Origin of the sequence: Parapedobacter tibetensis (assembly GCF_024704835.1) — a bacterium.
Classification (GTDB): domain Bacteria; phylum Bacteroidota; class Bacteroidia; order Sphingobacteriales; family Sphingobacteriaceae; genus Parapedobacter; species Parapedobacter tibetensis.
Genome location: NZ_JAMXBE010000018.1, coordinates 59805 through 78274 on the forward strand (window position 1 = coordinate 59805; position 18470 = coordinate 78274).

Annotated in this window: 11 protein-coding genes; 8 read left to right on the forward strand and 3 right to left on the reverse strand. The window is 50.7% G+C overall.

Annotation, left to right across the window (positions count from 1 at the left end; translation table 11 throughout):
• Window positions 1-9 precede the first annotated feature (9 nt).
• Window positions 10-3447, reverse strand: a complete 3438-nt coding sequence (locus NF543_RS21955; protein WP_257670350.1) for a TonB-dependent receptor — start codon at window positions 3445-3447, stop codon at window positions 10-12.
• A gap of 198 nt (window positions 3448-3645) precedes the next feature.
• Window positions 3646-4800: a FecR family protein gene (locus tag NF543_RS21960; RefSeq protein WP_257670351.1), complete on the reverse strand. Its 1155-nt coding sequence runs from the start codon at window positions 4798-4800 to the stop codon at window positions 3646-3648.
• 293 nt (window positions 4801-5093) lie between these two features.
• On the opposite strand from NF543_RS21960, the gene NF543_RS21965 reads away from it, so the two are divergent.
• Window positions 5094-5699, forward strand: coding sequence for a sigma-70 family RNA polymerase sigma factor (locus NF543_RS21965; protein ID WP_257670352.1), 606 nt, complete (start codon window positions 5094-5096; stop codon window positions 5697-5699).
• 83 nt (window positions 5700-5782) lie between these two features.
• On the opposite strand, the gene NF543_RS21970 is transcribed toward NF543_RS21965, so the two are convergent.
• Window positions 5783-7927: a S46 family peptidase gene (locus NF543_RS21970; RefSeq protein WP_257670353.1), complete on the reverse strand. Its 2145-nt coding sequence runs from the start codon at window positions 7925-7927 to the stop codon at window positions 5783-5785.
• A 92-nt stretch (window positions 7928-8019) separates the two neighbouring features.
• On the opposite strand from NF543_RS21970, the gene NF543_RS21975 reads away from it, so the two are divergent.
• From NF543_RS21975 to NF543_RS22005, 7 genes are all read left to right on the forward strand, one after another.
• Window positions 8020-8265, forward strand: coding sequence for a hypothetical protein (locus NF543_RS21975; RefSeq protein ID WP_257670354.1), 246 nt, complete (start codon window positions 8020-8022; stop codon window positions 8263-8265).
• Window positions 8266-8285: 20 nt separating this feature from the next.
• On the forward strand, window positions 8286-10199 hold the full coding sequence (locus tag NF543_RS21980; protein WP_257670355.1) for a glycoside hydrolase family 127 protein: 1914 nt from the start codon (window positions 8286-8288) through the stop codon (window positions 10197-10199).
• A gap of 82 nt (window positions 10200-10281) precedes the next feature.
• Window positions 10282-10866, forward strand: coding sequence for an RNA polymerase sigma factor (locus NF543_RS21985; RefSeq protein ID WP_257670356.1), 585 nt, complete (start codon window positions 10282-10284; stop codon window positions 10864-10866).
• A 104-nt stretch (window positions 10867-10970) separates the two neighbouring features.
• Window positions 10971-12065, forward strand: a complete 1095-nt coding sequence (locus NF543_RS21990) for a FecR family protein (protein WP_257670357.1) — start codon at window positions 10971-10973, stop codon at window positions 12063-12065.
• Window positions 12066-12325: 260 nt separating this feature from the next.
• Complete coding sequence (locus NF543_RS21995; protein ID WP_257670358.1) at window positions 12326-15652, forward strand: TonB-dependent receptor; 3327 nt, start codon at window positions 12326-12328, stop codon at window positions 15650-15652.
• Between the two features lie 39 nt (window positions 15653-15691).
• Entirely contained in the window at window positions 15692-17494 is a 1803-nt protein-coding gene (locus NF543_RS22000) for a RagB/SusD family nutrient uptake outer membrane protein (protein WP_257670359.1), read from the forward strand.
• A gap of 13 nt (window positions 17495-17507) precedes the next feature.
• Window positions 17508-18464, forward strand: coding sequence for a metallophosphoesterase (locus tag NF543_RS22005; RefSeq protein ID WP_257670360.1), 957 nt, complete (start codon window positions 17508-17510; stop codon window positions 18462-18464).
• Window positions 18465-18470: the final 6 nt, after the last annotated feature.

An 18470-nucleotide genomic window follows, 5' to 3' on the forward strand; every position in this document is an offset into this window, starting at 1 on the left:
CCTTCTGCCTTATAAGGTCATTAATATACCGAGATTGAATACACGCTGCAAGGGATACCGCAATCCAGAGCCTCCCATCTCGGGATCCCACAAATCGAATGCGCTAATATTAAAGAGATTGTTGCCACTGGCGTATATCCGAAACCGGTCGATCTTGTATCTGCGTGTAAAGTCGGAATCTAGTGTATATGCGATCTCCGCTTGTTTTAGACGGAGAAAAGCCCCGTCGCGCATCCAATAGGTACTGGTTTGTGTATTGTTAGGAAGGGGATTCTGACTGAGGCGGGGCCATAAGGCGTAGATATTCCGATTGTCTTCAGACCAGTGGCTATCGGCCCAGGGTTGTAGCACCGCATTTGGCGCACCCATGCTGCCAAAGGGAGCGGACCCACTATTATTAGGATCATTGGGATCCCACGACAAAGGATTTATATGCATCGATGTGCGTGCCATCCCACTAAAGAAGAACGAGCAATCAAAGTTTTTGTAGCCGGTGGTCAGCCCAAATCCAAAATTGACCTGCGGTGTAGTAGGAAAGCCGATCGGCACGATATCGTTTGAATTGATCACACCGTCGCCATTGACGTCGAGGTATTTGATATCGCCACCCATCACCATTTGTCCGAAAGACTGCTGCGGACTATTGAATACCTCTTCGTCGTCAATAAACAAGCGCTCGGCAATGTATCCGCGGCGTTGATTCGCATCCAGTCCTATACGGCTCAGGTAGTCATGGTCGTAATTTGGTTCTTCATAGTAGAGGTATTTACCTCTGGCAAAAGTAAAGGTTCCCCTTCCCTGAAACCACAAATTTTGGTTGACACTCTGCATATAGGTTAACTCGGCGTCAAAGCCTTCACTTTGGTACTTTCCAAGGTTCGCAAGCACTTGTGCTGAGAGACCCATCGTGGAGGGTAGCGAAGCGCGCGGTTGTACGACGTTACTTCGTACCTGTCGAAAAATATCCCCTGTAAAACCGAACTTGCCGTTGAATAGACCTAAATCTATACCGAGATTGGTCTGTCTTGATATTTCCCAAGTGACATAAGGATTGGCATAACGATTTATGGAAACACCATTCCTGTCATACTGTTCATTTGGGGAAATCCCAAAAGTAAATCCACGACCACCGTTACTTAGGTTTACATTGGAAAGGTAGAAAAAGCGCTCGTCATTGATATTGTCGTTCCCGACTAATCCATGGGTCAATCGGAGCCGTGCCGTGCTGAAAATATCACGAACAGGTTCCATAAAACGCTCATTATGTATGGTCCAGGCAATCCCAGCAGAAGGAAAGAAACCCCAACGGTAATTTTTTGCGAAAACCTCCGAACCATTGTAGCCAAAAGTGAACTGTGCGTGGTAGCGGTTGTCATACACATAGGTGAAGTTTCCGGAAAAACTGGCATTTCTGAACGGTAGGGTGGCGAGCAGAGAAGTCGTTCCGTCTCTCGGAAGGGTGATGCGGTTTCTGATCGTAGAAATCAGCATACCCGTTACGGAATGTTTATCCTGAAACGTACGAGAATAACTAAGCGCATTTTCCATATAGAAAAGCGACTCTTGGCCTCTTCCGTCTTCACTATAATCTAAGTATTCAGTCCCGGTTAATGGATTAAGGGATAAGTAGGAATAGGAACCGGTATTGGGATCGACGGACCCCGGCATATAGTAAAACGGATTGTACTGCCTGCGGTACTCCATATAGGCGCTACGCGAAGCGTTAGCCAATCCCCGGTATTTCAGCCCTTCGACCCATTGGGACAGGTCTTGGTGGAGTTCAATCTGTACCTGCATATTGCTTTGCGACCACTCCGAATAGCCTCGTACGATTTGGGCATAAGGATTAAGGTAGTTCGTACCACTTCCGTCATCGAAATTTCCAAAAAGTGGATGGCTAATGTACGATTGCTGTGGCCCGGGTTGGTATACGGGTTGGAACAACGCTGGGTTTGCACGCATGGCATTCCGGAAGGACGAACTCCCTCCCTCTGGGGGCCCGCTGTAATTCCTGAAATTGGCCACCGCACGCACCATTAACTGGGTGGACTTGGTAACGTTTACGTTGATGTTGCTGCGCAGGTTATAGACCTTAAAATCCACATTATTATTAAAATTATTGATTGGATTGACACGGATAAGCCCATCATCCTGTGTGAGGTTGCCACTTACAAGATAGCTGGCTACCCGTCCGCCGCCTGAAATGCTCAGGTTATAATTCTGTGTACGGGTGTTGGGTTTGGTGACTTCATCAAGCCAATTTACCGCAGGGTATTTAATGGGATCGGCACCTGCTGCCGTCATGGCAATTTTTTCTTCGCTGTAAAGTGTGAGGGCAAGTGGATCTCTCGTGAGGACGGCTTCATTGTGCATTTTCATAAAGGTTACGGGATCCGCAATCTCCGGCATACGCGTTGGCGTTGATAGGCGCTGCTCAGCCCGGAAAGTGATTTTTGGAGGCCCGTCTTTACCTAATTTGGTCGTAACCAATATCACCCCGTTCGCTCCGCGGGATCCATACACAGCGGCTGCCGTTGCATCCCTTAGGATAGAGAAGCTGGCGATATCATCGACCGGGATTCGTGCCAAGTCATCCGAAGAAACTTCCATATTATCAATCAAAATCAATGGTCTACTGTTAACGCCGAACGTACCTACTCCACGGATGAAAAAGTCAGCATTGTCCAAACCGGGCTCGCCGCTACGCTGAAAGGATATCACTCCAGCCACCCGTCCTTGTAGTGCTCCAGTGAGGTTGCTGCTGGGAATCCGAAGTTCTTCCGGATTAATCGAAGACACCGAGCCAATAAGGTCCGTTTTTCGCTGGCGTTGTCCAAAGGCAGTCACAACCGTTTCTTCCATCAAATTCTCGGCTTCAACCATAACGATATCAATGACCTCTCTCCCCGAGGTGTTCACTTCCTGGGTTTCGAAACCAACCAAACTAAAAACCAACACGGAGTTGGCCGGTACATTTAAAATATACCGTCCATTTAAATCTGTGGTCGTCCCTACGCTTGGCCTGCTTTTTACAAATACGGAGACGCCGGTCAAAATTTGTCCCGTAGAATCCTGTACAATCCCTCGTATTTGCTGGTCTTGGATAAATGTGCGCGTTGGCAGCCGCTGAGGAGCATGGAGGTCAGGCTGCGTTGGCCGACTTTTTACTACAATTGTTTTTTTGTTAATCGTGTAGGTAACAGGTTGGCCTCGGAAACACTGTTCAAGAATTTCTTCTAGTAAGACATCCTTGAAATCCGCGGTGATGGATGTCGTTTTTGTAAGGGTCAACGGGTTATATAAGACGTTGTATCCGCTGGCCTTTCTAACCGTCTGCAGCATCTCCTCAAACGAACTGTTTTCGAGATGCACGGTTATCCGTTGCCCAAAGGTAAATGCGTTGACATGTACGGTGCCAATAACGGTTAACAAGACAATGAGCTTCATAATCTTCAATAACATTATGGCATTACAAACGTTGAATCTATTTTGTAATGCAGTATAGATTTTATACATTTGGTTTACTTGGTTTGTGGTAATTAATAATTGTGTAAGTGTCCTGTTGTTAATTATATGGCCAAAGTATTTATGCCGGGGGCGGTTCGAGCGCTCCCGGTATTCTTTCCTTGGCCTAGCAAGTATGCATCACTCCATAACGATGATCCTCCTTCCTTCGATTTTGAAATTTACAGTACCCGTTAAGGCGAGCATGTCTAATACGTCTTGCACTTGGTCGTAGCGGGAGATGGTGCCTGAAAACAGCTTGCCTTCCATGTTGCCTTCATAGGCAATCTCCACGTCATACCATCGTGCTATTTTCCGCATCACGCTTTCCACAGGTTCGTCTTTGAACATAAAATGGCCGGAACGCCAGGCTATGGCTTCCTCGGCGTCAAAAGCTTCCACCCGAACACGTTCCTTGCGTTTGTCAAATGTTGTACGTTGGCCGGGTTGCAGTGGGTAATCTTTTTGGCCGATGCGTACCAACACATGCCCTTGGAGCAATGCTGTTTGCACCTGGTGTTCGTCGGGATAGGCCATCACATTGAAGCGCGTACCCAGTACGGTGATGCGTTGGTCGTTTCCCTTTACGATAAACGGCTTTCCGGGTTGTTTTTCCACCTCCAGGTAGGCTTCCCCTATGATTTCCACGACACGCTCGTGACCAGTGAATGTTGCGGGAAACCGGATAGATGAGGCTGCGTTGAGCCATACCTTTGTCCCATCAGACAAGCTCACCTGATACTGCCCACCTCGTGGCGTGCTGATTGTATGGTATATATTGTTTTCAGGGACTGAAGGAGTTGCCCCTTGGTAGCTATAGGCCAGTTGTCCATCCCTCAGCTTGGTGACGTGCACGTTGCCCCGGTCGGTTATTTCGCCTATGTTGGCCAGATCCAGCGCAATCTGTGATCCATCATCAAGCGTAAGCATCGCCCTGTTGCCGCCCGGCTGGATAGCGACCGGGGACTCGGCAACCTTCTTGGCGGGAATGAAATGACGATGCAGGCCAAAAATAATTACGGTTGCCACTAACACTACTGCTGCAGCGACATATCGTGACCACATGTAGAAGGGATATTTCGACTTTTGTGCTCCGGAGGAGCGAATTTCCTTTTCCAACCACTTTCTGATACGCCTCCTCGTCCGCTCCTGGTGCCCCATGGCGGCCTCGTCCCATGGCAGATCCGTCAACTCAAATGCATCGCGGTAAGTTTCGAGCAAACGCAATTCTTCCAATGAGCATTGGCCCGCATTACATTTCTCGTACAAGGCCATATAGGCTTCTTTGGACATCATAATTTTATAGGCTTGCTATAATGGTAGAGTCTGATTTCACGCTGCACACACACACACCGTTAGCTGATTTTTTTTGAAAAAACAATAAGACCCGATTTTCCTGATGTTCCGATAGGTTTTTCGATGAGCAGGAATTCGGAAACTTGAGACGAATTAGCGAAATTTTGAAACAAATCGGCAGACTAGCATGCCCAGGCGTGGTGTACCTTTGTCATGCAGCACAAGTCTTGGCCACTTGCGCTGCTAAACCAATTTAAATTTAATCACTCACGGCAAACGACGGAAAAGATTTTATGAGTTCCAAAGGGAGTCAGCTTGCTGGCGACGCGATCCGTACTGACAGGCAATTATGGGAAGCTGTTGTAAACGATAGCACTTCGGCCTTCGCTGTATTGTTTGACCGCTATTGGTCGACTATCTATAGAACCGCTTTTTCTTATGTGAGAAATAAAGAGCAAAGTGAAGAAATAACCCATGATATCTTCATTAATCTCTGGCGACGGCGCCATGTGCTAGATATCCAGTTGTTTTCTGCTTATTTACGTGCGGCGGCCCGATATCATGTGTTTAAGTGCATGAGGGTAGCGAAATCCTCCATGGTAGACTATACCGACGATTGGGAATTAATCGGAACCCCATCGGTGGAGAACGGTGGGGATGAGCGAATAAGGCGGGCCGAATTTGAGGAGGATATTGATAATATCCTGGTTGACCTTCCGGCGAGGTGTAAAGAGATTTTTCTGCTCAGCCGGAGGGAAAACCTATCGAACTACGAGATAGCCGATCGGTTAGGCATTTCCAAGCGGAGTGTTGAGAACCAAATAACCCGAGCGCTTAGCCACTTACGGATTCATTTGAAGACGATAGCTACTTGGTTGGTGGTTTGTTTTATACCGTGATGAGGATAAAAAAGGCGCGGCAGAAACCGCCATATTGAGCGATTCTGCCGCGCCTCTATCAACGGCTTTTAACCTTATTGCAATTATTCCACGATGGTCATCTCTTCCACCAGATGCGGAGCATTGGCAAATTTATCGATGATGAACAAGACGTAGCGGATATCCACAGAGATGGTCCGTTGCAACTTCGGGTCAAAGATAACGTCACCTGCCATCGCTTCGATGTTGCCGTCAAAGGCCAATCCGATAAGCTCCCCGTTTCCGTTGAGTACCGGAGATCCAGAGTTTCCGCCAGTGATGTCATTGTCGGTCAGTAAATTGACGGGCAAGTAACCCGCTTTGTCGGCATAGCGTCCGTAATCCTTGGCTTCATACAGGTCCATGAGCCGCTGGGGCAGGTCAAACTCCTCATCACCGGGTTTGTATTTGGCGATGGTACCCTTCAGTGTGGTGTAGTAATTGATGCTGGCGTCGTTGCTCGGGTCTGCGGGCAGCGGATTAATCTTGCCATAAGTCAACCTTAACGTGCTATTGGCATCCGGATAGTATTTCCGTTTCGGATTTTTCTTGAGGGAACCTTCCACCATCAATCGGAATGCCTTTTGGAATTCAGCTTCCAGCGCTTCGCTTTCAGGCGAACTTTCACGATAGCGGTCAAGCAACGCGGTGGAGAGTTGGAACAACGGGTCTTGTTGGACCAAGGTGCTATCCGGGTTTTCAAGGTATGCTTCGATTTTTTCCCTTGAGGCAAATAGGCTGTTGTCAAATGCGGCATTCACATACGCACGGAGGTCGCGGTTGTTTGATTGATATAAGTCTTCCACATACTGTGGGATACCGGCTTCGGTCGCCTTGCTTGCATAGAGGTTGGTCAGCGCACCCAATACATCCTTTTCTAAAGGGAGATGGATGTTATTGTAGGTATCTTCGAGATTGCCCTGAATCTGCGGTATGAGTTCCTGGCGTTTGGCTTGGTTTTGCTGCGCATAGTATACCAATGCATTTCCCAGCGAATAGGGAAGGGCAGCGAATGTGCTGGAGCGCAGTAAGCCGATAAGGTAGTTGTCATGGCGTGCCTTCAAGTTGGTCTGCTCGTAATAGTTGTTGATGGTAGCCATGACCTCGCCATAGCGTCCGCGGTTTTTCTTACGGTTTGCCCATTTGCTGAACTTCGCTTCATCTTTCGCTTTGGTTTCAGCGGTATGGTGCTCGTTGAGGGCATCGATCATCCCCTGGCGGTTTTTCCAGTAATTAGCCACTTGAGAATATTTAGATGCATAATCCAGCTTTACTTGCTGGTCGCTGTCCATGTGTTTTTTCATGTTGTCCATTCCTACTTTGGAGGCTTCCACCCAAGCCGGGTAGGCATAGTTCACATTCTGGTCGATACCTCCCGATGGCATCCAGCGATTCGTGCGGCCGGGGTAGCCGAGGATCATCGCAAAATCATTGTTGGTAAATCCCTTAAGGCTCACGGTGAGGTGACATTTGGGATGTAGGGGTACGTTTTCGGGCGAGTGAGGGGCGGGGTTACCATCTTTATCAGCATAGACCCTGAAGAGCGAGAAATCGCCCGTATGGCGTGGCCATTCCCAATTGTCTGTATCGCCTCCAAATTTACCGATGCTGCTGGGAGGTGTACCCACCAAGCGCACATCGGTATAATCCTGATAGACGAAATAATAGTATTCGTTGCCGTTGTAAAAGGGGCGTACCGAAACGGTGTATTTGCCTCCTTCATTGTTTTCCTGTTCGATTTTGGCGATTTCGCGGTTGATCGTGCGTTCGCGATCAGACTCGGTCATGTCATCGTTTACCAAGCTCAGGATACGTTGGGTTACATCGTCCATGCGAACGAAAAACCGTACCGAAAGGCTTTTAGGTTTGAGTTCCTGCTGCTTGCTTGCCGCCCAGAAACCGTTGGTGAGGTAGTCATGTTCGGGTGTCGATAGCTCCGCGATGGAGCCGTAGCCACAATGGTGGTTGGTGAGCACAAGCCCATCCTTGGAGATAATTTCCGCGGTGCAACCACCACCGAACTGTACGATGGCGTCCTTGAGGCTGGAGTTGTTGATGCTGTAGATTTCCTCGGCGGTGAGCTGCAGGCCCATTTTCTGCATATCACGCTCGTTGAGGCGTTTGAGGTGCATGAGGAACCACATACCCTCATCAGCCATGGCATTCCATTTTACTGCTACGATGAGCAGGATTAAGAGTACTCGCTTCATAAGATTTCTTTTTGTTATAATATTACATACGGGGCAAAGGTGCGGTGTTTGTCTGGAGATACAAAATAATAGTTGGATTATTGGTTGGTTTAATGCTTTCCGCTCTCCATGCCGGGCAGGCGTGGCAGTTATTCGCTTGCTTGCCTGCTTTCAATGGTGCTCACGCTTTCACCGCCAACTGGCGGTTCAGGTGGAAGCAGCCAAGTGCCGAAACTGCTTCGGCAATGGAAGATAAGCAATTGACAGGGGGGGTGGAACAATCGACGGAAGGGAAGTGTAAAGTGCTACAGGACGGAGCGGGACGGTGGTCTAATCGCATTTTACTTCCTTTGCTGTAACATTATAAACCAAAAAAAGCATGATTAAGGAAGCACAGGTAACCCTTTGTACGCTGTTGGTGATGGGTATGGTCGCTGTGGCCATGCAAGTATCGGCGCAGGAACGCTCGGCAATTGTCGTTGTCGACCAACAGGTGAGCGATGGCCTGATACCAGCCGAGCGTGTCCGGCTGGTAGGTTACGTCGCAGACCGGCTCAACCAATCGTACGAAAACCGGGTGTTGGCACAAGACGTCGAACACTTGATCGAACCGTTCCGGAATCGTACGGAAACCAGGTTGTGGCAAAGTGAATTTTGGGGGAAATGGTTTACCTCGGCTGTGCTGGCCTATCGCTACCGACCCGAACCTAGACTCAGGGAGGTGCTCGATGGGGCTGTGGCGGGATTGCTCGCCACGCAAACCGAAGATGGCTATATCGGTAATTACGCCCCTGGTAGCCACCTTCAGGAATGGGATATTTGGGGTCGGAAATATACGATGCTGGGATTGTTGGACTATTATGAAGTGACCGGTGACGCGTTGAGTTTGCAGGCTGCGCAAAAGGTCGCCGATCACCTGATCGGCGAAATCAAGGGGAGTAGCGACGGCCTGATCATTACCAAAGGCAATTACCGTGGTATGGCCGGCTCTTCAGCGCTGGAGCCTATGGTGAAATTGTACCGGTTGAGTGGCCGGGATGAATACCTGGATTTTGCAAAGGAGATCGTCCGCGAGTGGGAGTTGGAGCAAGGCCCCCAGCTGCTCGGAAAATCTGTGGTCGATGTCAGCAAGCGCTTTCCAAGGCCGAAGCAGTGGTATAGTCCTGAACAGGGCCAAAAAGCCTACGAAATGATGTCGTGTTACGAAGGCTTGCTGGAACTTTATCGGGTCACCGGATTGCCGGAATACCGGGAAGCCGTGGAAAATACTTGGCAAAACATCCGCGATACGGAAATCAACATTGCCGGTTCGGGTGCCTCCGAGGAGATGTGGTTTGGAGGGCGACGGTTGCAGGCCATGCCGGTAACCCACTACCAGGAAACCTGTGTTACGGTGACATGGATCAAATTGAACCTGCAGTTGCTGCGGCTTACTGGCGATGTGAAGTATGCCGATGAAATCGAAAAAGCCTACTATAACGCGTTATTGGGGGCACTGAACCGCGATGGCTCCGATTGGGCCAAATACACGCCGTTGAACGGCGAGCGCCTACCGGGGAGCGGACAATGCGGGATGGACCTCAACTGTTGCAACGCGAGTGGCCCGCGGGGGCAGTTCATCCTGCCTTTGACCGCTGTGATGTCGACCAACAAAGGTGTGGCTGTGAGCCTGTATGTAGGCGGTGAATATGACCTAAAAACCCCAAAGGGACAAGACGTCACCATCAAACAAGAGACCGATTACCCGGTTTCAGGTGCGGTGAAACTTTCGTTGCAATTAGACAAACCTGAAGAATTTGCTTTGCGACTGCGGATACCAGCCTGGAGTGCCGCAACTAAGGTAACCGTTAATGGCTCGCTGGTGGAGGGGATACAAGCAGGTGGTTACCTGGAGTTGTCGCGCATCTGGACACCTACCGATGTGGTTGCGCTCCAACTGGATATGCGAGGCCGGCTGATCCAACACGGAGACGGAGTAAATAATTTTGTAGCCATCCGCCGGGGTCCTATTGTCTTTGCGCGGGATTCACGTTTCCCTGGTCCGCCACTGACCGCGGTGCTTCGGCCCGTGTCCGATCAGGAAGGTTATGTAGCCCTGAAACCGGCGGCTCCGTCCGAGGGAATGGATGTATGGATGGCGTATGAAGCAGCTTTTATCCCTGAATCCTTCGCAGAGCAAGCGGCAGATCCCACCCCCGTCCAACTGTGCGACTATGCATCTGCCGGTAATGGCAGGCAACATTCGACATTTACGGTATGGCATATGCAGCTGTTTAGCGGTAGAAATCGATGAAAAAAGATAATTTATTAACGAAACGGTAACCGTAATTTTATCAGTTATAAACTACTTTTGAGCCTGTTCTTGTTTGTACACTATGTTGTCAGCACCAAAGATATCGTCCACGGATAGTGAACTGGTTGGCCGCGTTGCAGCGGGCGACCATGCAGCCTACACAGCGGTTTATAACCGTTATGGCGGACTACTCTATGTGCACGCCTGGAGAAAACTGAACAACCGCGAAGCGGCCAAAGACCTGGTGCAAGAGTTATTCACTTCGTTATGGGTGAACCGTGGTTCGCTACGTCCGGATATTGTGTTGCCCAATTACCTGTACGCGGCGGTGCGGTATAAGATCATCAAATACTTTGCCCGGAAAAAACGGGAAACCGCTTACCTGGATACCCTGAAGGAAGTGGCGGAATACGATGGGGTGATGCCCGACCACGCGGTCCGCGAACAGGAGTTGCAACGGCTTATCGAACAAGAAGTCGGACAACTTCCCCCCAAAATGCGCACGGTTTTCCAAATGAGCCGCCAGCAATACCTTTCGCACCGGGAAATCGCCGAAGGATTGGATATATCCGAAGCAACCGTCAAAAAGCAGGTAAACAATGCGTTGAAAGTACTGCGCGTGAAGCTCGGCACCTTATTGGTTATGCTGTCGATAGTGCTGCATTAGGTAGCAGCAAACCATACTCCTGAAACTTTTTTCATTTTTTTATACGCCCTACTGCATAAGTAAGGGATATATAATAGTAAAGAGGCGGAATACAGGCTAAAGGTATGGATAATAGCGAACTCAAGCGATTATTGGAGAAGTATGTGGCAGGCGAATGCACCGATGCCGAGCGTGCGGTAGTGGAGGCCTGGTACAACAAGCCAGGTAAGGAGCAGCGTGCGGTTCTCCCGGAAGCGGATATAACGGCCGATGTGGAAGCCATTCGCAGAAAGTTACCCCGGAAGACGGTAAATCGCATCCCGTCGTGGTGGCCTTATGCCGCTGCCGTGTTGGTTGTAGCGACAATCAGCATTTGGCTGTTTATGGGTCGCCAAGCCATAGATCAGCAAACGGAAGCCGTACATGTTCAGGATATCCAGCCCGGCGGAAACCGCGCGACATTGACACTAGCTGATGGCAGCCAGATTGCTTTAAGCGAAATGCAGACCGGGATAGTTGTGAGGGAGGGGGTTACGTACCTAGACGGCTCCACCGTCTCAGCTAGGAGACATCAGCGGATGGATACCCTGTCGCTAGCTACCCCCAAAGGCGGCACCTACCAGATCACCCTCCCCGATGGTACCGGTGTATGGCTGAATGCGGCATCGTCACTGCGATACCCGACGAAATTTACTGGAAACGTACGGGAAGTGGAATTGGTGGGGGAGGGGTATTTCGAAGTGGCGGCCGACGAGCAACGGCCCTTTGTCGTGAAGAGCGCCGGGCAGATCGTCGAAGTGCTGGGTACGAAGTTCAACATCAATGCTTATGAAAATGAGGAAGCAACAGCAACCACCGTGGTGCATGGTGCCGTGCGGGTAACAGATACGAGCAATCCGGACGATAGGCGTGTGCTGAAACCCAGTGAGCAAGCCGTGACCGGGAATGGGCATATCGATGTGAAAGCGGTTGATGTATCGTATTACATCGGTTGGAAAGACGGCAAGTTTACGTTCGACCGGGTGGCGCTGTCCACCGTTTTGCGGCAGATCGAGCGGTGGTATGACGTATCCTTCGAGCACCCTCAAAATATACCCGACATCCCGATGTGGGGCACGCTTTCACGCGAGGTCATGTTGTCCGAGTTGCTGGATGTACTGGAGCTTAATACAGGTTATGAATTTAAACGAGAAGGGAGGCGTGTTATGATGAGCCAATAGTTTCTACCTGACCTGGCTGTAAGAAAAAAGCCGGATCCCGAAGGCCATCGGAGTCCGGCAGCTTGTGCCGGGTTAGTCCACAGTACACTAAATGAGAGTAGTAGTCCTATTTGATAACCCAGCATACAAACTTAGTGAAATAGCTGACAAGTACCAATAAATTTTAGCGGTGCCCCCTAAATTAGGTAGCTAAGTTAAGTGCGTATGCAAATTGCATAAGATTAATGAAATTCGGTAAACCAATCCAATATTTCCTGGTGATGAAGCTAACCGCAATATTGTTGTTCGCCGGCGTGTTTAACGTCTCAGCCTATACCTATGCGCAGCGTATCAGCCTGGCGGTGCAGGACGCATCGCTGGAATCCGTCCTACTGTCAATACAAGAACAGAGTGGATACAGTTTCCTTTTCAGGGCGGCCTATTTTGACGAGGCGAAGCCCGTGACACTCACTGTTAGAAACAAACCCGTAAAAGAGGTATTGCCCCAGTTGATGGTCGCACAACCCTTTGACTACCGAGTCAATGGCCGAGTGGTGACGCTCATTCCCAAACCGGCGACTCCGGAAACGTTGCCCGTAGCAGTCAGCCAGGCCGATCCACCGCAAAGGCAGGTGAGTGGTACCGTGACTGATGAGCAAGGAAAACCTTTAGGAGGTGTGTCCATCGCGGTCAAAGGCAGCGACCGTACGGACGTGACCGACGGCGAGGGGAATTTTAACGTTGCCGCCGATGTGGGCGACGTACTGGCTTTTTCATTCGTCGGCTTCCAACCACAGGAAGTGACGATCTCCACTTTGTCAACGTTGGAAATTGTCTTGATCGCCGACATGCAAAACCTCAACGAGGTCGTCGTTGTTGGCTACGGCACGCAGAAGCGCGTTAACCTCGCCGGGTCGGTAGCTTCCATTACGGGAGATGAAATTACCAAAACGCCGGTTGCTTCCGTGTCAAACACCTTGGCAGGGCGTCTTCCGGGATTGATCACGCTGCAATCTACCGGCCTGCCTGGTTCAGATAACGCGACCCTGAAAATCCGTGGCTTTGACGGGCCTTTGGTGCTGATCGACGGCTCCGAAGGTAACATCAATGCCATCGATGCCAACGAAATTGAATCCATCTCCGTACTGAAGGATGCTTCGGCGTCCATCTACGGTGCGCGCGCGGGCAACGGGGTCATCCTGATCACCACAAAAAGGGGGCAGACGGGAAAGCCGACGCTCACGCTCAACACCTCCACCACATGGCAGGGGATTACCAACATGCCACGCATGGCCTCATCGGGCCAACTGGCAGAAATGCGCCGGGAAGGCCACATCCAGGGCGGCCAACCCGAAGCAACAGCACCTTACACGCTGGATGAGATCCAGAAATTTTACGAAGGTGGCGATCCACAATATCCCAATACCGATTGGTATGGTCTGCTCATCCGGACGTGGTCGCCGCAACAGCAACATAATCTCTCCGTAAGAGGTGGCAGCGAAAAAATTAAATATTATGGCTTCCTCGGCTACCTCAAGCAGGAAACATTCTTCAAGCGGAGCGATGCCGGATTCCAGCGCTATAACCTCCGTTCCAACATCGATGCCACGATTACCGAGGGGTTGACCGCGCGGATGGACCTATCCACCTCGATCAGCATGCGCGATTATACCACCCGGAATCTGGACGACAATATCTGGGGTGACTTCTGGAATACTCAACCCATGTATCCCGCCGAGTTTCCCGATAAGGACAAGATACCTTATGCCGAAGGTGGTGGTACGGGCGGTGCTCACATCACGACCGACCGGAAACTATCTGGTTACAGCGACCGCCGGAGCCAGGACCTCCGGGCCGTATTCGAACTTGCTTACGATTTCCGCCCCGTTCCGGGCTTAAAGGCGAAAGCACTCGTAGATTACAAACAGAACTACTCATCGACCAAAAACTTTTCCAAGCCGGTTCCATTCTATCGGTATGACTTCGCAGCCGATGTATATACGCATGCGGGAGCCTTCGGCAGCACGGCGAACCTTTCCTACAACCTGCCCAGTGGACGACAAATCCTGTCGCAAGGCTCCCTCGCGTACGACCGGGTGTTCAATGACGTGCACGACCTGAGCATACTGGCGCTGTTTGAGTCGACCGATTATTACGACGACTTCGTTGCAGCTGCCCGTTCAAATTTTATCACGCCCGAAATCGACCAGATGCTGGCTGGCAGCACCGAGGGGATGACCAATAATGCGGGTACCGTGGAGATGGGACGGATGAGCTGGGTGGGACGTCTGAACTATTCGTTTGACAACCGATACATCGTGGAAGCCACCTTGCGTGCCGACGCTTCTGCCAAATTCCCTCCCGCTACACGGTGGGGCTACTTCCCCGGCATCTCCCTCGCCTGGCGATTGGAACAAGAGGCCTTCTTCAGCGACGTTGTTGCCTTGGACGCCCTGAAGCTGCGTGCCAGCTACGGCGCCTCCGGCAATGACAACGTTGGGAATTTCGCTTACATTACCGGATATGACATCAGTGGCTCCGCAACCGGAGGTTCTTACATTTGGGGCAGTGGCCGGTATCCCGGCATCCTTTCCAAAGGACTGCCAAATCCGCTTCTGACCTGGGAAAAGCTAAAGATATACAACCTAGGAACGGACTTCTCGTTTTGGAAAGGAAAGTTCTACGGCTCGCTGGACGCATTCTACCGCGAACGGACGGGTATTCCGGCCAACCGCCTCGTTACCCTGCCCTCCACTTTCGGGGCATCACTGCCGGCTGAAAACCTCAACAGTACCGATACACGCGGCTTTGAGTTAATGCTGGCTACCCGGAGCCAGGCATCCGACCTGCACTGGGACATCCGCGGCAACATCTCTTGGGCACGCTCGAAGTGGATCGATTACGAAGAACCCCAATACGTAGACGCCGACCAAGAACGGATCAATAAAAAATCAGGCCAGTGGACGGATCGTACGTTTGGTTATCTATCGAATGGCCTCTTTACCAGCCAGGAAGAGATCGACAACCTGCCCTATGATCAGGATTTACGCGACAATGCCACGTTACGTCCCGGCGATGTCAAATACCTGGATTCCAACGGCGATGGGGTGATCGATTGGAAAGATCAGGTCGAGATCGGCCAGGGTACCGTTCCCACCTGGATTGTGGGGCTGAATCCCACGTTCCAGTACAAAGGATTCGACCTGGACTTCCTGTTGCAAGGTGCACTGGGATTCCATGTGGTGGCTTCCATCAACGGTAATTCGGAAGAATTTTACAACAACCGCTGGACGGCCGAAAACAACAACCGAAATGCCATCATCCCACGTCTGGGCGGTGCACCATCCAATGGATGGCTATCGGATTACCGGCTGATGAAAGGTGACTATCTACGCCTGAAATCCGTCAATATCGGTTATACATTCAAGAAGGGAACGTTCGGATCGGTGGGTATCCAAAGCCTCCGCCTCTTCGCCTCCGGCGTGAACCTCTTCACGTTCAGCGCGCTCAACAAATATACGCTCGACCCCGAAATGCCTTCCGGCAGGGGATCCCGGTACTATCCGCAACAGCGCAACCTGTCGTTCGGATTGACACTCATCCTCTAGGACAAGATTTTGGAAAAAGTCACATTAATTAAAATGAACATGTCAACTAATTACAATATAAAATTTATTGGCCGGGCGATAATCCCGAGCCTCCTGATACTTTTTTCTGCCTGCAACGTGCTGGACAAAGAGCCGCTGGACGTTATTCCCGAAACCATCGTATGGAATGACGAAAAGCTGGTAGATGCCTATCTGACCGGTGCTTACCTGATTACCACTGTGCTGCAGAACGAAGCCGATGACGTACACAACTCGGGAAAGCCTTTTTTCTCGATCTTTTACGTCAATAATGTGAGCGACGAGTCGAAATCGACTTCCAATTTTTCGGGCAACGCCTACCAATTCAAGGTGAATGGCCTCAAGATCAACGGTGGACTGTTGGAGTACTGGGAAAGGCCCTACCAAGTAATCCGTACCTTGAATGAGATCATCGAAAAGCTGCCTTCATCCAAGGTAAGTGAAACGTTCAAGACGCAAAAGATTGCCGAAGCGAGGTTCCTACGGGCCTTCAATTATTTTTACATGGTGAAGCGCTATGGTGGGTTGCCGTTAATCATGAAGGTACAGCAAGATACCGACCCACGGGAAGAATTATACCCGAAGCGCAACACCGAGCAGGAAGTGTATGATTTCATCATTGCCGAAGGCCTGGCCATCGTGGACGACCTTCCGGAAATCGACGGCACCAATTGGGGCCGTCCGTCCCGGTACGCGGCACTCGCCCTCGTTTCGCGTGCGGCGCTTTATGCCGGTAGTATTGCCGAACACGGCGAAGTTGAGCTGGACGGCGTGATTGGGATCGAGCGCGGGCAGGCAGCGCGCTATTACGAAGCATCCCTGGAAGCCTCCACACAGATCATCAATGATGGGCGATTCCAACTTTATAATGCCAATCCCGATAAAACCCTCAATTTCAGGGAGCTTTTCCTCACCAAGCGCAACGCTGAAGTAATCTTCGCGGTGCAGCACGACGGCAGTGATAAGGATTATGCAGGTGCCGGCTGGGCCTATGATTACTTCCAATGTCCTTTTCCTAATGGTTGGGCCAATGGTATCCACGATGCGCCTTACCTCGAGTTTGCCGAGGTATTTGAATACGTAGATGGTAGGCCGGGCACGGTCGATTTTGATGGCCTGAAGGGACAGCTGATTACGACCGAGGAATTGTGGGCGGGCAAGGATCCACGCTTTTTGGCCACGGTATACACCCAAGATACGAAATGGCAAGGGCGTAACCTGGATTTCTACAACGGTATCCGGCAAGAAGACGGTACGGTATTGACTACTGGTTCCTATAAAGGCGTGCTCGCCAATGGCGACCAGAAGGTTACCCAAACCGGTTTCGGGGTACTCAAATACCTGGATGAAAAGAAAGACAATGGCAACAGCTCCTCTGCAGGCATATTCGGGTCAACCCAAGATTTCATTGTTTTCCGTTACGCCGAAATGATGCTCAACTACGCCGAAGCAGCCTACGCATTGGGCAGGCACAATGAAGCGCTGGACGCGTTAAACCAGGTGCGCGAGCGGGCAGGCATCTCGCAATTGACTTCCTTAACATTGGAGCGTATCCAAAATGAGCGTCGTGTTGAACTCGCGTTTGAAGGCCACCGTTATTGGGACCTCAGGCGCTGGCGCATTGCGGAAGACTATCTATCCCGTAACCTGAGTGGGATCCGGTATATTCTGGACTACACCACCCGCAAGTTTTTGGTGGAAAAACGGCTGAATCTGGATGGCGCTGTTAGTCCGCCCATCTTCGAGCAGCAACATTACTACTTCCCCATCACGCTGGCACGTACCGCCAACAATCCCAATTTGGTTGAAAATCCAGGTTATTAATATCCCAGCAATCATGAACATAAAAGTCCATATGCTTGCCTTGATCCCCCTGCTGGCGGGATCCATCCATGTGCAAGCGCAACAATTTACCATACCGGTTTTCCCGGATACGCAAAGCGAAGTCGGGAGCATGCCCGAGCAATTCTACAGCCAGATCAGGTGGATTGCCGATCACAAGGACTCCCTGCATATCCCGATCGTCTTGCACGTAGGTGATGTCGTCAACTTCGACAATCACAACCACTGGGAGGTGGCCAGTATCGGATTTGATACGCTAGATCAATACCGTATCCCTTATGCGATTGCGTTGGGCAACCACGATGGTGAAGCCGTGGGGCGTTATAGCGGAAGCGCGGCACCGGGGAACGTGAACCAGAATTTGCGGAAGACCGCAAAGTTCAATGCCTATTTTCCCACACACCGGTTCATCACCCAACGTGGACGGTATGAGCCGGGGAAAAGTGATAATGCCTATTACACGTTCAAGGCGGGTAACACCAATTGGCTGGTGATCGCGCTTGAATTTTGTCCGCGTATGGGGGCTATCAACTGGGCGGGTGACATCGCTGCGCGATACGATGATTACAATGTGATTCTATTGACACATTATCACCTCAACCCCCGGGGAGAAATTGTACAGAATAATGCAGGCTACGGCGATTTCAGTCCGCAAACGGTATTCGACCGACTCATTAAAACCCATCCCAATATCCGTTTCGTGCTCAGCGGCCACGTGATGCGCTCCGCATTGAAGATTGACACGCGGGAAGACGGAACGAACGTCTACCAGCTCCTGCAAAATTATCAAAATGACGACCATGGCGGCGGTTATCTGCGGTTATTGCATTTCGATATCGGGAAAGGCACGGTGGAAGCCACGATGTACTCCCCTTTTTACGACAAAAACGACGACGGGTCCAGGTATGCGCTTGAGGGCGTCGAATTTCTAAAAATGAATACCAAAAACTAGGAAATC

Bases quoted from the DNA above. Each gene is read 5' to 3' on its own strand.
- NF543_RS21955 (WP_257670350.1), bottom strand. From the start codon at position 3,447: ATGAAGCTCATTGTCTTGTTAACCGTTATTGGCACCGTACATGTCAAC.
- NF543_RS21960 (WP_257670351.1), bottom strand. From the start codon at position 4,800: ATGATGTCCAAAGAAGCCTATATGGCCTTGTACGAGAAATGTAATGCG.
- NF543_RS21965 (WP_257670352.1), top strand. From the start codon at position 5,094: ATGAGTTCCAAAGGGAGTCAGCTTGCTGGCGACGCGATCCGTACTGAC.
- NF543_RS21970 (WP_257670353.1), bottom strand. From the start codon at position 7,927: ATGAAGCGAGTACTCTTAATCCTGCTCATCGTAGCAGTAAAATGGAAT.
- NF543_RS21975 (WP_257670354.1), top strand. From the start codon at position 8,020: ATGCTTTCCGCTCTCCATGCCGGGCAGGCGTGGCAGTTATTCGCTTGC.
- NF543_RS21980 (WP_257670355.1), top strand. From the start codon at position 8,286: ATGATTAAGGAAGCACAGGTAACCCTTTGTACGCTGTTGGTGATGGGT.
- NF543_RS21985 (WP_257670356.1), top strand. From the start codon at position 10,282: ATGTTGTCAGCACCAAAGATATCGTCCACGGATAGTGAACTGGTTGGC.
- NF543_RS21990 (WP_257670357.1), top strand. From the start codon at position 10,971: ATGGATAATAGCGAACTCAAGCGATTATTGGAGAAGTATGTGGCAGGC.
- NF543_RS21995 (WP_257670358.1), top strand. From the start codon at position 12,326: ATGAAGCTAACCGCAATATTGTTGTTCGCCGGCGTGTTTAACGTCTCA.
- NF543_RS22000 (WP_257670359.1), top strand. From the start codon at position 15,692: ATGTCAACTAATTACAATATAAAATTTATTGGCCGGGCGATAATCCCG.
- NF543_RS22005 (WP_257670360.1), top strand. From the start codon at position 17,508: ATGAACATAAAAGTCCATATGCTTGCCTTGATCCCCCTGCTGGCGGGA.